Source organism: Cupriavidus sp. 01L46 (assembly GCF_056399905.1).
On the sequence record NZ_JBFTSF010000179.1, the window covers coordinates 1 to 13,296 of the forward strand.

Consider the following 13,296-nt stretch of genomic DNA (forward strand, 5'->3'; position numbering starts at 1 on the left):
GAGAAGCACAGCGTGAGCCGGCTGATCGGCGCGCCGCCGGGATACGTGGGCTATGAAGAGGGCGGTTACCTGACCGAGGCCGTGCGGCGCAAGCCGTACAGCGTGATCCTGCTCGACGAAGTCGAGAAGGCCCACCCGGACGTCTTCAACGTGCTGCTGCAAGTGCTGGACGATGGMCGCCTGACCGACGGCCAGGGCCGCACGGTGGACTTCAAGAACACGGTGATCGTGATGACCTCGAACCTGGGCTCGCACATCATCCAGGCGATGGCCGGCGAGCCGCACGAAGCGGTCAAGGGCGCTGTATGGCAGGAAGTGAAGACGCATTTCCGGCCCGAGTTCCTGAACCGTATCGACGAGGTGGTGGTGTTCCATTCGCTCGACCAGCAGCATATCGAGTCGATCGCCCGCATCCAGCTGGAGCGGTTGACGGCACGGCTGGCGCGCATGGACATGACGCTGGAGGTGAGCGAGGCAGCGCTCGCCAAGATCGCCAGCGCTGGCTACGATCCGGTGTTCGGGGCGCGTCCGCTCAAGCGCGCGATCCAGCAGCAGATCGAGAACCCTGTGGCGCGCCTCATCCTCGAAGGCAAGTTCGCCGCCAAGGATGTGGTGCCGGTGGATTACCACGATGGGGAGTACACCTTCGGCCCGAAAGGCCACTGAGGCACGGCATCACGCCAAAACGGAAAACCGCCCCTTTGCCGGGGCGGTTTTTCTTTGTAATCAACGTTAATAAATGCGGGTCGGGCCGTTGCATCCGCGCCACCCTCAGGCAACGCCTGCATCACACGCATCCCGGACATCCCGGATATCCCGGACATCCGCTCGTCAGCGCCGGTAGGGGTGATGGTAGGCATACCAGTCGCGGCGGCCCCACTAGCGCCGTCCATCCCAGTAGCGCTCACCGTGCCAACCGATCACCACCGCCGGCGCCACCACCACTGGCGGCCCATATCCGACATACCCGGGAGGCGGCCCATAGACCGGAGCCGGCGCGGGATAGGCAGCGGGCGGCGGGGGCGCGGGATAAGCGGGCGGCGCCTGATACACGGGCGCGGGGTAGGCCGGCGCGACCACTACCGGCGCAGGCACGCCGACGTTCAGGTCCACATCGACGCGTGCCAATGCGGGCTGGGCGAGCGCCAGGACAAATGCGCCAAGCCCCAGCGCGTAGAAGTTAGCTTGCTGCATGTCGATCCTCTTCTTGCAGTCGCAATAAGCTGACTCTAGCCATGCCGCCGCACTGCCGGGGATTACAACTGTAACGATATTTCACGGCGTGCCGGACGCAAGGGGGCATCAGGCCGAGCGCTCGTGGGTGAGGCGGTACAGGGGCATCAGCTCCCTGACGCAAGCGTCCGAGGCCGAGTTGCTTTCCACCCTGATTGCACGGGTCAGGGCATCCTTGACCCGGCGCAGCCCGCCCTGCTCAAGGAAGGCCTTCAATGCGGGGTTCTCCATGAAGCGGTTGAATTCGAGCAGGTCGGCCCCCGTAATGCCGGCCTCGGCCATCGTCTTGCCCGACAGCGCCGCCTCCTTGGTCTTGCGCCCGACCGGCGAGCCCAGCAAGCGCGCCAGCCGCATCGCCAGCCCGGCATCCTGGATCTCCGGTACCAGCGCGGGCCGGACTGCCGCCTCGACCACCTCGGACGAGAGCTTCGCGCGGGCGCATTGCGTGTAGCGCTCTTTGGGGATGGGTCCGATTTTCGCCGGCAGCCTGGCAAAGGCCTGGTCCAGGCCAGCCGCAAGGATGGTGCCGACGTCAAACGCACGGATCAGCGCCGTGACCGCTTCATCGTAAGTCGGGGGGAACAGCTGGGGCGGCTCTGTCGCACGCTCTTCGATGCTTAGCGTGGGCTGCTCGGCCTGGGGCGCCGCCCAGCCGTCGTGGCTGTGGCCGAGTGCCAGCGCCAGTGCGGCGGGCAGAAGTATCGCCGGCAAGATCGGCGGTTTCCCGACCGGCTTCCCGACCGGCTTCCCKATCGGTATTGGGGCCGCAACGCCATGGGTCACCTCGCCAAGGCAAGCGGCAAGCCCTGGGTGCGCGCATCGGGGACAGTCGTTCATGTTTTGCGCCGGCTCGTCTGGGTATCTCCTGCGGATTATGCCGGGATCGGGCGCGCACAGCCCGCCCGTGCCACGCTGCAAAGCGCCAATCGGGCCGCAGGTCCGGGCGCGCGTGGTGTGGAAAGCGAGCAACGCACGATTTACGCACCGGCGCCGCCTGTGTAATATCCGGCACCTGCACGCTTGTGCAGTTGATCGTTCACCCCTTGTTCCTGGAGAGTAAAGTGCCCCGCATGTCCGCCATCACCCTCTGATGCCGACGACACCTGCACATGCAGAGTGCCGATGGCGCGCCCGCGCTCTTCGCCTGCTGTGCTTGCCTCAAGCGCTTACGCTGTCCCAGGCCTGAGTTGCCTGCCGGCACCACCAATACCGCCACGCGCCATCCCATCGTCGGCTCCCATGTCTTATGGAGTTCGAAATGACGATGCAACAACCCGAAGTGCTTCGGGAAACCAACCCTGCCGACCCGGTAGCCGATCGCGTGAAATACCCGCGCACGCCGCATTTGCCGTGGTCGCCAGGGCTCAGCGACGATGACCGGAGGATCGAGTCCCTGGGTGCCTTCCAGGGTTGCCGCGTGATTGTCACGTCCAAGATGGACGGAGAAAACACTTCGCTCTACCGCACGGGCATGCACGCCCGGAGCCTGGACAGCCGCCATCATCCAAGCCGTGACTGGCTCAAGGGATTCTGGGGCGCGATGCGCACGGATATTCCGCAGGGTTGGCGAGTCTGTGGCGAGAACCTGTTCGCCACGCATTCGATCCGTTACCGGGAACTGGCTTCGTTCTTCCTCGGGTTCTCGATCTGGAACGCGCGCAATGTATGCCTCGGTTGGGATGAAACGCTGGAGTGGTTTGCGCTGCTCGGTATCGAACCGGTGCCGGTGCTCTACGACGGCGTGTTCGACGCCGCGGCGATCCAGGCCCTGTGGAGCGAACGTGAGCGCGAGCGGATGGAGGGCTATGTGGTCCGGATCGCGGGCGAGTTCCCCTATGCCGGTTTCAAGCGCTGCGTGGCGAAGTTCGTGCGCACCGGGCATGTGCAGACGGACGCGCACTGGATGCACAACCACGCGTTCGAGCAGAACCACATGCGTGAACACGCAGGAGAGCCGCAATGGAAATGACCGAACTGTTGACCGCAGCGAACCTGCAATCGCTGCGCACGGCATCCGTGTTGCGGGCGCCTGCCTACGCGAGCCTGATGGCACTCGTGCCTGCCCCGGGCGTGGACCCGGACTGGCAGGCCTTGATGGCGGCACTCCCATGCCTGGAGCCGTTGCGCCGCACGCCGCAGGATCCGCGCTATCACGCGGAGGGCGACGTCTGGACCCATACAAAACTGGTGGTCCAGTCCCTGGTGGGGCTGGATGACTATGCGGCGGCCACGCCCGAGCGCCGCTTTGTCCTGTTTCATGCGGCGCTGCTGCACGACATCGCAAAGCCCGCCACCACGCGGGTAGACCCGCAAACCGGGGCGATCGGCCAGCCGGGCCACTCTGCGCGCGGCGCGGTCGATGCGCGCGTGCTGTTGTGGCGCAGCGGCGTGCCCTTTGCCTTGCGCGAAGCGGTTTGCCGGCTGATCCACGTGCATCAGCTGCCGTTCTATGCCATCCGGGGAAGCCGGTCCGGCGAGTCCGCGGAGATGGTGGTGCGGCGCCTGTCGCTGGAACTCGACGTCAGCGAGCTGGCGGCGCTGGCCGAGGCCGACATGCGTGGGCGGGTATGCGCAGACAGCGAAGACGTGCTGGTCGACATCGCGCTGTTTCGCGAGTTAGCGCGCGAGGAGGGATGCTATGGCCAGCCACGCGCCTTCGCGGACCGCTGGACTCGGATGCGCTACCTCCGGGGCGAAGACGTACATCCGGACTATGCTTACCACCGCGAGGCGGGCTCCACCGTGACGGTCCTGAGCGGCCTGCCAGCCACAGGCAAGAGCACCTGGATCAAGACATGCTGCGCCGGTCTGCCGGTTGTGGGGTTTGACGACGCACGCGAGGCCCTTGGGCTGAAGTACGGGAAGAACGAGGGCGCGGCGATGCACTTTGCCGTCGACCAGGCAAAAGCGCTGCTGCGCGAGGGCATGCCGTTCGTCTGGAACGCGACGCACCTGAGCCGGCAGATGCGCGCGAAAACCCTCGACTTGCTGTTCGCGTACGGCGCTGAAGTCAATGTCGTCTATCTGGAGGCCGCGGAGCAGACCATCCTGTCGCGCAACCGCAAGCGCGACACCACGCTGACGAATGCGGCCATCGAGAGAATGCTCCACAGGTGGGAGGTGGTGTCGCCAGTTGAGGCGCACTCGGTCACCTATCACATTGTCAATTGAACCGGATGCCGGACCGTGCCATCCGGCACGGGTGCATCAAGGCTCAGGAACCCGCCGCGGGCGCCGCCGCCTTGCGTCCAGACATGTGATGCAGATACGCCAGCAAGTCCTTCAGATCAGCGTCGGACAGCGTTTTTTCGTCGATCGCCGACATGCGCGCGTTGGGCCACCAGCGCAGCGACTGCGGGTCGCGGATCAGCGTGGCCAGCTTGTCGTCGCCCAGATAGTCGACGGCGCTGTGCGGCACATTCAGGTCGGGGCCAAGGTGCGCGTCGCCGACCCGGTTGAGGGAGTGGCACGAGAAGCAAACGCGCTGGAATGTCGCAAAGCCGCGCATGACCGCGCCGTCCGCCGGCAGGCCGGGGGCGGGCCGGATGGCCGCAAAGCGCTCCGCCGGCGGCGCGGTGATGTCGATGCGCACGATGCTGTACGTCCAGAGGCTCTCGTTGACAAGGGAAGCGGCGCGGCCCGCCGGCACTGTCCAGATCAGGCGGAACGGCCCGATGTCCTGGCCCTTGAGCGTCGGCCACGGCGCGGCAGGATTTTCCACCGCGAGCCAGGCGCGCGGCTCGTCGGCGCTTTCGGCCAGCAACAGGCGCGTCGGCAGGTGAGAGACATAGCCATCGCTGGCTGCGGTCGTCGCGCTCGCGTCGGCCGTCACCGGCATGCCGCGCAGCAAGGCGGCCAAGGGGATCGCCTTGAATGTCAGGCGGCGTTTCAGGTTGTCGTCGTCCACCGTCACATCGGTCAGGCGGCGGTCTTTCAGCAGCGCATCCCGCGTGTAGTTGCGCTGTTGCGCACCGGCCGCAATGGTCAGCGTCGCCGTGTCCGCGGCGCAAGCCGGACCCGCCAGGAACGCCATTGCGCAGCCAAGCGCGCCAACGGCCATTGCGATCCAGGCTTTCATGGGTCTTCCTCCAGAGCGAGCGAACATGGTGCGGCGGTCGTAGGCGCTCATTCTAGCCGTTGCAAGCGCGTGTCGGCTTTATCGCCGGCGTGGCGACCGGCGCGGTTGTTTGCATGATCGTTCGTCATTTCTGCGCATCGGCGCGCCTGGCGCCGAGCGCTTCGAGCAGTGGCTTCAGTGCATCGAGTTCGGCGCCAAWGCCGCCCCAGTCGCCTGCCTTCAATCGCTCCATGGCGCGGTCATAGTGGGCGAGTGCCTCGCGGGCGCGGCCATCTGGCGCGCCACCGGGCGCGGCCGCCACCGGGGCCGCTTCCTTGAAGAGCGCCGCCAGGGCCGCGCCCAAGGATTCCTCCATCACCACATGGTCGCCATAGGCGGCGATCACCCGTTTCAACTCTGGCAACTGGCCGGACTCCGCGCGCAAGTAGAGCGGCGAGACGTAGAGAATCGCGTTGTCGATGGGCACGACCTGGAGGTGGCCGCGGATGACGCGCGAACCCATCTGGTTCCATAGCGAAATCTGCTGCGAGATCTCGGTGTTTTGCTGGATGCGCGCCTCGATCTGGAATGGCCCATAGACCAGCTTGTCCTTGGGAAAGGCATAGACGACGAGCTTGCCGTAGTCAGGCGGATCGCAACGCGCCGCCAGCCACGCAATCATGTTCTCGCGCTGGCTGGGCACCATCGGCAGCATCAGCACGAATTCGGCGCGCGGCTGCGCCGGTAGCCGCACGATCATGTAGTAGGGCGTCATGGGCGAGCCAGGGCCGGTGCCCGCGTCGATGTCGGCCTGTTTGCGCGGGAACTGCCAGAGATCCTCTCTGTTGTAGAAGACTTCCGGCGTTTCCATGTGATAGGCGCGGTAGACCTGGGCCTGGATCAGGAACAGGTCTTCGGGGTAGCGGATATGCAGCTGCAGGTCTTGCGGCATCGCGCCCAGCGGCTTGAACAGGCCCGGGAAAATGCGCTGGTACGTCCGCACGACGGGATCAGCCGGATCGCTGATGTAGAAATCGGCAGTCCCGTTGTACGCATCGATCACCACCTTGACCGCATTGCGGATGTAATTGTCGCCGTCACCGGTGCCTGGCTGGGAGTACGGGAACCAGCGGCTGGTGGTGTAGGCATCCTGGATCCAGAAAAGCCGCCCGCCGCTCACGACGATGTAGGGGTCACGGTCGAGGCTGAGGAACGGGGCGATCGTGCGTACCCGGTCCTGGATATTGCGATGGAGCAGGATTCGGCTCGCGGGCGTGATGTAGCTGGTCACCAGGATGTTGGGATCGTCGAATTGCCAGGCGAAGAGGGCCTGCAGCGCCACGCTGCCGATCGCGACGCCGTCGCGCCCGTGGTAGGTCGTATAGACGTTCTCATCGCCTTTGGGGTAATCGAATTCGGGGGTGTTGCCGTTGACGATCACATAGCCCTTGCCGCCTTCACCAAAGTACAGGCGCKGCTCAACCATGCGCGGGCCGCCGTTGGAGACGGGCGGAATATCCTTCAGGTAAAGCGTAGGCAGGCCTTCCGTGGATTTCTCCGTGACCGGCGACATCACGACGCCATTGCCGTGGGTAAACAGCAGATGCAGGTTGACCCAGGTCTGGGCATTGGCAGGAAGCAGCGACGGTTCCAGCTCCCGCGCCGAGAGCATCACCTGCTGGTAACGGGCGTCGAACCGGTAGCGGTCGATGTCTGTCGCCAGGAATTTGTAATAGGTCCTGATCTCCTGCAACTGCGCGTAGGTATCCCGCAACGGCTGCAGATCCCACAGGCGGATATTGTCGATGGTTGGGCGATTGGCCTGCAGCGCGGCGAGATCCAGGTTCTGGTCGGCGGGAAACGGCTTTACCGCTATCTGCGCCAGGCCATAGGCGTCGCGCGTCAGCGCAATATTGTGGGCGATATAGGGCGTCTCCAGCTGCAATTCGTTCGGCTTGACATAGAAACGCTGGAACAGCGCCGGGTAGATCAGCACCAGTACGAATGCGCTGCCGAACACGGCCAGCGCCGAGGCGGCAGGAATGCGATAGCCCCGCCAGCGCATATTGGCCCATGAAGCGGCTGCGGCCGCGGTGGCCAGGCCGATCAGCGGCCACAGGACTGGCAGGCCCACATGGATATCGGTATAGCTGGCGCCCACCACCACGCCGTTGTCCCCATAGAGCAGCAGAAAGCGGTCGAGCCAGTAGGACCAGGCCTGCAGCAGGAAGAACAAGCCCAGCAGGGCCGAGCCGTGGACGGCGGCCGCAGGCGAAAGCCCGCGCGGCGAGCGCATGCAGGCGATGTCGCCGCGCATCCCGTACACCACGGCGGCGGCGGCTGCGCTGCAGCACAGCAGCAGTAACAGCCAGTTCCTCAGTGCAAGATAGGCAGGCAGCGAGAAGAGATAGAAGCCGATGTCCTTGCCGAAGATCGGATCGGCCTTGCCAAAGGGCACCTGGTTGAAGTAGCGAAGCACGAGGTCCCAGTCCGGGATTCCGCTGGTGGCGAGGAGCAGGCCCAGGAGGACGGCGGCACCGGCGATGGCGGCATGCCAGGGCAGGTGCGGCGCGACTTCGCCGACCAGCTCGCTCAAGACCTCCGCCTTCCAGGAGCCAGGCGGGCTCGCATAGCGGTGCGCCAGCGATCCCGATACCCAGATCGCGCCCGCYGACGCAGCGAAGACGGCGGCAAACAGAAGCACCTTGGTGACAAGGACCGTCCAGAAAACGCTGACATAGCCGATGGAGGAAAACCACAGCCAGTCGATCAGCATGCCGGTGAGGCGGCCGATGACGATCAGGCCGATGATGCCAACCGCAACCCTGGCGGCAATGCGCCTCAGGCGCAGGCCGGATATCCCTGGCGAGCGCATCGATCATGCTCCTTTGCCGGACCGTCATCCGTGGCCTGCGGCTGCCCGCAACAAGGCAAAGGTCCAAGCCAGCCCCGCCCGACAATTCATTGTAGGTGGGGAATCATCCGGCGGCTGATGGACATTGACGGGCTGTTTATGCCCGGCTGATAGCTTTCTACGCCTTTTGCATGGGCGAGTTCTTAACCTGTGGGCTGTCCAATCCGGTGAGCAACATGATGCCGCACAGCCGCAATGCACCACGCACAGGCCAACCTCATCACGGTGGCGGGTACTACCTGAAACTGACCGGATGCCTGCTGGCCCTCGGTTTGTTGTACGCCTTGTCATCGTGAATCCAGCCTGCGCCGGCTGCGCAACGCCATGCGCTGAAGCCTGGGATGAAGCTTGAGATGAAGCGCCGGCGGGCTGTCAGCCTGCTGCCTTTTGTTCCAGGTAGTCCACCAGCAGTCTTGCCGCTGGCGAGAGGCTTGCCTCGTCGCGCAAGCAGATCGCGAAGCGGCGCTGCGCCCAGCGATCGGTGAGCGGGATCACCCGTACGCCAAAGCTGGCGTAAATGGGCTCAACCACCTCGCGGGGCACGATGGCAAGACCCAGATTCGCGCGCACGCAGCGCAGGGACGCATCGAACGAGGAAACCACCACGCGGTACGCCATCGGCTTGCCGATGATGGCCGCGGCGCGTGCAAGCATGGTGTGCACAGCCGTCTGCCCGGGCAGCCCGATGTGGTCGAACTCCAGCGTTTGCTCGAACGTGCAATCCGCCTGGCTAGCGAGCGGGTGCTCGGGATGCACGATGGCCGCCAGGGCATCGCTGCGATAGGGCCGGGTCTGGAATCCTTCCAGATCCGCGGCATCCCAGCAGATACCCAACGATGCGGATCCTTCACGCAACGAGCGGACGAGATCGCGGCTGAGGCTTTCCTCGACGGTGACGCGGATGTCCCGATGCGCGGGCACCTGCAGGAAGCTCGCGATATCGTCGGGCAGCGACTCGGCCATGCACGATACGGTGGCCAGCAAGCGGACCTGCCCCTTGATGCCGGTGCCGTAGTCGGCCATGTCGCGCTCCACGCGATCAGCCGCGGCCAGCATGGCGCGAGCGTGCTCAAGCAGGATCTCACCCGCCGCGGTCGGGATCACGCCGCGCCGGCGCCGCTCGAACAGCGTGACGCCCACCGTGTCTTCCAGCTGCGCCAGCCGCTTGCTGATGGCCGAAGCCACGATGTGCTGCTGTTCGCCGGCGCGCGCCATGTTGCGCGTCTCGCAAACCGCAACAAACAGGCGCAGGGAGGTGAGGTCTAGATCACGCATCGAGAGCCTTCAACAGAGGATTTCCAATCTGGAAATTTAGTGCGGCTATCTTAACGTTTTTTGTCACAACCGGAAATTCCCCGGGCTGGACGCAAGCGGCGGCACTTGGCACCTCGTGCGCGGCAGCTGGTGGGCCGCTGGCTTGGGCACGCATCGGGATGATTCGCTTAGAAGTTMCAATCCGGAATGCTGGCGCTTCTTGATTACCGCTTCTGGCTCAGGCCGGAACAACATAGAGTGCATAGGCCAGACCGAGGCACCAACCTCCGAGGGAACACAGATCCAATGACAACGCACACTCCATCGGCACCGCGCCAAGCCGTGATCCGCGAGGTTGGGCTGCGTGACGGGCTGCAAAGCATCGCCACCATCCTGCCGACTTCCGCCAAGCGCGAGTGGATCCAGGCGGCCTACGCGGCAGGCCAGCGCGAGATCGAGGTGGGCTCCTTCGTCCCGGCGAAGCTGTTGCCGCAACTTGCCGATACCGCGGAACTCGTGGACTTTGCCAAGTCGCTGCCGGGGCTGTTCGTCTCGGTCCTGGTGCCGAACCTGCGAGGCGCGGAGAACGCCATCGCCAGCGGCGCGGACCTGATGCTGATGCCGCTCTCCGCCAGCCATGCGCATAGCCTGGCCAACTTGCGCAAGACACCCGACGACGTGGTGGCCGAGGTCGCCAGGATCCGTGCCGCTCGTGACGCGGCCGGCTCCAAGACGTTAATCGAAGGTGGCGTGGGCACGGCCTTCGGCTGCACGATCCAGGGCCATGTGCATCCGGACGAGGTGCTGCGCCTGATGCAGGCCCTGCTGGATGCCGGCGCGGATCGCGTTAGCCTGGCCGACACGGTGGGCTATGCCGACCCCGCCATGGTGCGCAGCCTGTTCGAACGCGCCACGGCAATTGCCGGCGACCGCTTCTGGTGCGGCCACTTCCATGACACGCGCGGGCTTGGCCTGGCCAATGTCTATGCTGCCCTGGAAGCCGGGGTGACCCGTTTCGATGCCTGCCTCGCCGGCATCGGCGGCTGCCCGCACGCGCCCGGCGCCAGCGGCAATGTCGCCACGGAAGACCTGGCATTCCTGCTAGGCAGCATGGGCTTCGAAACCGGCATCGACATCGGCCGCTTGCTGTCGCTGCGCGCGCGCGTAGCTGGCTGGCTGGCCACTGAAACCCTGCACGGCACACTGTGGCGCGCCGGCTTGCCCAAGACATTTCCTGCATCGATTGCCGATGCGGCTTTCCGCCTGAGAGTCGATCATGAACACTGATAATGCCTCCTTGCCGCTCGCCGGCGTCCGCGTGGTTGAGTTCACGCATATGGTGATGGGCCCGACCTGCGGCATGATCCTCGCGGACCTGGGCGCCGAAGTCATCAAGGTCGAGCCGCCCGGTGGCGACAAGACGCGCAACCTGCCCGGCCTTGGCATTGGTTTCTTCCGCTCGTTCAACCGCAACAAGAAGAGCGTCGTCATCGATATCACCACCCCGCAAGGGCAGGCCACGGCAGCGGAGCTAATTGGCCAGTGCGACGTGCTGCTGGAGAACTTCCGCCCGGGGCTGATGGCGAAATGCGGGCTGGACTACGCCACGCTGTCCGCCAGGTTTCCCAAGCTGATCTACGTCTCGCACAAGGGCTTCCTGCCCGGGCCCTATGAACACCGCCTGGCGCTTGACGAAGTCGTGCAGATGATGGGCGGCCTGTCCTACATGACCGGGCCCAAGGGCCGCCCGCTGCGCGCCGGCACCTCGGTCAACGACATCATGGGCGGCATGTTCGGCGCCATCGGCGTGATGGCTGCCCTGCGGGAGCGCGACCGCACCGGCAAGGGACAGGAAGTGCAGAGCGCCCTGTTCGAGAATTGCGTGTTCCTGTCGTCCCAGCACATGCAGCAGTTCTCGATGACCGGCGCGCCGCCGCCGCCGATGCCGTCGCGCGTCTCCGCCTGGAGCGTCTACGACGTGTTCACGCTAGCCGAAGGCGAGCAATTGTTTATCGGTGCCGTCAGCGACAAGCAGTTCAACACCTTGTGCGACGTGCTGCAACGCCCCGACCTGGCAGCCGATCCGGCACTTGCCACCAACGCCATGCGCGTTGCTGTACGCCCGGCATTGCTGGAGCGGCTGGGCGAGATTCTCAAGGACCATCGCGTGGAGGCGCTTTCGCCGAAGCTCGAAGCCGCGGGCATTCCCTACGCGCCCATCATGCGTCCGGAGCAACTGCTGGAGGATCCGCACCTCAAGGCAAGCGGAGGCCTGGTGCCGATGCAGACCGAGGACGGCGGCACCACGGACGTTGTGCTGCTGCCGCTATTGATGGGCGGACGCAGGCCTGGCGTGCGCATGCCGTTGCCGGGCATTGGCGAGCACAACGACGAGATCCTGGCCGGCCTCGGCGCGCATATCCCGGACTGAAGCTTCGCACTTTGCCACGTGGCTTCGGACGGCCACGCGGACTAGAACGATAAACATACGGAGACAGACATGGCATTCCCCCTTTCGCGCCGGGCAGCACTCGGCATGGCCGCTTCGGCGATGGCACTCACGCTTGCCTTGCTGGCAGGCACCGTGCTGGCCCAAGGCTCGGGCCGGCCGGTGCGCCTGATCCTGCCGATCAGCGCTGGCTCGGGCGTGGACGCGATCGCACGCGCTGCCGGGCCTTCGCTGGGCAAGAGCCTGGGCCAGCCGGTGGTGATCGAGAATCTTCCCGGCGCCGGCGGYATGACCGGCGCGGCGGCGGTGGCCAAGGCGCCACCCGATGGCACCACGCTGGGGCTGTTCTCCAACAACCACGTGATCAACCCGAGCGTGTACAAGAAGATGCCGTTCGACGCGATCAAGGACTTCACGCCCATCAGCGTGATCGGCTCCACGCCGCTGGTCCTGGTGGTCAACCCCAAGGTTCCCGCCAGGAACGTGCAGGAACTCATTGCCTTGCTCAAGGCCAAGCCCGATTCGCTCAACTATGCATCGTCGGGCAACGGCACCATCATCCAGCTCGCCGCTGAGATGTTCCTCGATGAAGCGCACGTCAAAGCCCGCCACGTGCCCTACAAAGGCACCGGCCCGATGTTGACCGACCTGATCGCTGGCCAGGTGGAGATGGGCGTGGTAGCGCTGAATGCCGTGGCGCCGCATCTGAAGAGCGGATCCCTGCGCGCGATCGGCCTGTGTGGCGCGACGCGCTCGCCGGCCKCACCGGATATTCCCACCATCGCAGAACAAGGCTTGCCCAACTACGCGGTCGAGGGCTGGTTTGCCGTGGTAGGCCCGGCAGGGCTGCCGCCGGCCGAGGTCAAGCGCCTCAACACGTTGTTTGCCAAGGCATTCACCAGCCCGGACGTGCTGGAAGCGATGAAGAAGCAGGGCAACACGATCAATCCCGGCACGCCGGAGGCAGCCGCCAGGTTCTTCCAGAGCGAAGCGGCGCGCTATGCTGCCCTGGTCAAGAAGGCCAATGTGACCCTGGAGTAAGGGTAGAGGCTGCATAGCGCATCGCATTGTTCGGTGCATTGAGGCAAGCCGTGCGGTAGACGTCGGCCCACGCCGTGGCGTTCACCGCCTCTCCGGCTTCATCGAACGTTGCCGCTGCCCGTGCAGCCCGCTTGGCGTGGGGAGGCGCCGATGTCATGATGGCGAGGTGCGAGCGAGCGGCATTTCCGGCCGGCGAGCCGGCATTGCACCTACGGTATCCTTGGGTCGGCACGGTAGGTGCGACCAAGATCGCCGCGCCCTGCCGGCTCGGGACATCGAGGGGCTGCCCCGGCCAAGCGCTGGCGGCGCGGGCATCAATGCAATGACAATGAGGAGACATGGATATGC

The 13,296-nt window shown here is 65.3% G+C and carries 11 protein-coding genes; 6 read left to right on the forward strand and 5 right to left on the reverse strand.

Annotated elements, in window-relative coordinates:
- A partial coding sequence (locus tag AC1DS3_RS25605) for an AAA family ATPase (protein ID WP_477128217.1) occupies positions 1 to 666 on the forward strand: 666 nt, incomplete at its 5' end.
- A 213-nt stretch (positions 667 to 879) separates the two neighbouring features.
- Here the strand turns inward: AC1DS3_RS25605 and AC1DS3_RS25610 are convergent.
- Both AC1DS3_RS25610 and AC1DS3_RS25615 read right to left on the reverse strand, forming a co-directional pair.
- Positions 880 to 1,194 carry a hypothetical protein gene (locus AC1DS3_RS25610; RefSeq protein ID WP_441630112.1) on the reverse strand — a complete coding sequence of 105 codons (315 nt, stop codon included), beginning with the start codon at positions 1,192 to 1,194 and terminating at the stop codon, positions 880 to 882.
- Between the two features lie 108 nt (positions 1,195 to 1,302).
- Positions 1,303 to 1,944, reverse strand: a complete 642-nt coding sequence (locus AC1DS3_RS25615) for a hypothetical protein (protein ID WP_441630114.1) — start codon at positions 1,942 to 1,944, stop codon at positions 1,303 to 1,305.
- A gap of 553 nt (positions 1,945 to 2,497) precedes the next feature.
- Between AC1DS3_RS25615 and AC1DS3_RS25620 the strand changes: the two genes are divergently transcribed.
- Both AC1DS3_RS25620 and AC1DS3_RS25625 read left to right on the forward strand, forming a co-directional pair.
- Positions 2,498 to 3,202 carry an RNA ligase family protein gene (locus tag AC1DS3_RS25620; protein WP_441630116.1) on the forward strand — a complete coding sequence of 235 codons (705 nt, stop codon included), beginning with the start codon at positions 2,498 to 2,500 and terminating at the stop codon, positions 3,200 to 3,202.
- A 77-nt stretch (positions 3,203 to 3,279) separates the two neighbouring features.
- On the forward strand, positions 3,280 to 4,404 hold the full coding sequence (locus AC1DS3_RS25625; RefSeq protein WP_441630440.1) for an AAA family ATPase: 1,125 nt from the start codon (positions 3,280 to 3,282) through the stop codon (positions 4,402 to 4,404).
- A 43-nt stretch (positions 4,405 to 4,447) separates the two neighbouring features.
- On the opposite strand, the gene AC1DS3_RS25630 is transcribed toward AC1DS3_RS25625, so the two are convergent.
- The 3 genes from AC1DS3_RS25630 to AC1DS3_RS25640 all read right to left on the reverse strand — a co-directional run bounded on the left by AC1DS3_RS25630 (position 4,448) and on the right by AC1DS3_RS25640 (position 9,479).
- Entirely contained in the window at positions 4,448 to 5,311 is an 864-nt protein-coding gene (locus tag AC1DS3_RS25630) for a cytochrome c (RefSeq protein ID WP_441630118.1), read from the reverse strand.
- Positions 5,312 to 5,435: 124 nt separating this feature from the next.
- Complete coding sequence (locus tag AC1DS3_RS25635) at positions 5,436 to 8,165, reverse strand: UPF0182 family membrane protein (protein WP_477128218.1); 2,730 nt, start codon at positions 8,163 to 8,165, stop codon at positions 5,436 to 5,438.
- Positions 8,166 to 8,576: 411 nt separating this feature from the next.
- Positions 8,577 to 9,479 (reverse strand): LysR family transcriptional regulator, encoded by a 903-nt coding sequence (locus AC1DS3_RS25640; protein WP_441630122.1) that lies wholly within the window; start codon positions 9,477 to 9,479, stop codon positions 8,577 to 8,579.
- 285 nt (positions 9,480 to 9,764) lie between these two features.
- On the opposite strand from AC1DS3_RS25640, the gene AC1DS3_RS25645 reads away from it, so the two are divergent.
- From AC1DS3_RS25645 to AC1DS3_RS25655, 3 genes are all read left to right on the forward strand, one after another.
- Positions 9,765 to 10,745, forward strand: a complete 981-nt coding sequence (locus AC1DS3_RS25645; RefSeq protein ID WP_441630124.1) for a hydroxymethylglutaryl-CoA lyase — start codon at positions 9,765 to 9,767, stop codon at positions 10,743 to 10,745.
- Positions 10,735 to 11,889 carry a CaiB/BaiF CoA transferase family protein gene (locus AC1DS3_RS25650; RefSeq protein ID WP_477109128.1) on the forward strand — a complete coding sequence of 385 codons (1,155 nt, stop codon included), beginning with the start codon at positions 10,735 to 10,737 and terminating at the stop codon, positions 11,887 to 11,889. The genes AC1DS3_RS25645 and AC1DS3_RS25650 overlap by 11 nt, the downstream gene beginning before the upstream one ends.
- Before the next feature lie 69 nt (positions 11,890 to 11,958).
- Positions 11,959 to 12,948, forward strand: coding sequence for a tripartite tricarboxylate transporter substrate binding protein (locus AC1DS3_RS25655; RefSeq protein ID WP_477128219.1), 990 nt, complete (start codon positions 11,959 to 11,961; stop codon positions 12,946 to 12,948).
- The last annotated feature ends 348 nt before the right edge of the window (positions 12,949 to 13,296 follow it).

Excerpts from the sequence above, each read along its gene's own strand:
- AC1DS3_RS25640 (WP_441630122.1), bottom strand. The coding sequence starts at position 9,479 with ATGCGTGATCTAGACCTCACCTCCCTGCGCCTGTTTGTTGCGGTTTGC.
- AC1DS3_RS25650 (WP_477109128.1), top strand. The coding sequence starts at position 10,735 with ATGAACACTGATAATGCCTCCTTGCCGCTCGCCGGCGTCCGCGTGGTT.
- AC1DS3_RS25610 (WP_441630112.1), bottom strand. The coding sequence starts at position 1,194 with ATGCAGCAAGCTAACTTCTACGCGCTGGGGCTTGGCGCATTTGTCCTG.
- AC1DS3_RS25630 (WP_441630118.1), bottom strand. The coding sequence starts at position 5,311 with ATGAAAGCCTGGATCGCAATGGCCGTTGGCGCGCTTGGCTGCGCAATG.
- AC1DS3_RS25645 (WP_441630124.1), top strand. The coding sequence starts at position 9,765 with ATGACAACGCACACTCCATCGGCACCGCGCCAAGCCGTGATCCGCGAG.
- AC1DS3_RS25625 (WP_441630440.1), top strand. The coding sequence starts at position 3,280 with ATGGCACTCGTGCCTGCCCCGGGCGTGGACCCGGACTGGCAGGCCTTG.
- AC1DS3_RS25620 (WP_441630116.1), top strand. The coding sequence starts at position 2,498 with ATGCAACAACCCGAAGTGCTTCGGGAAACCAACCCTGCCGACCCGGTA.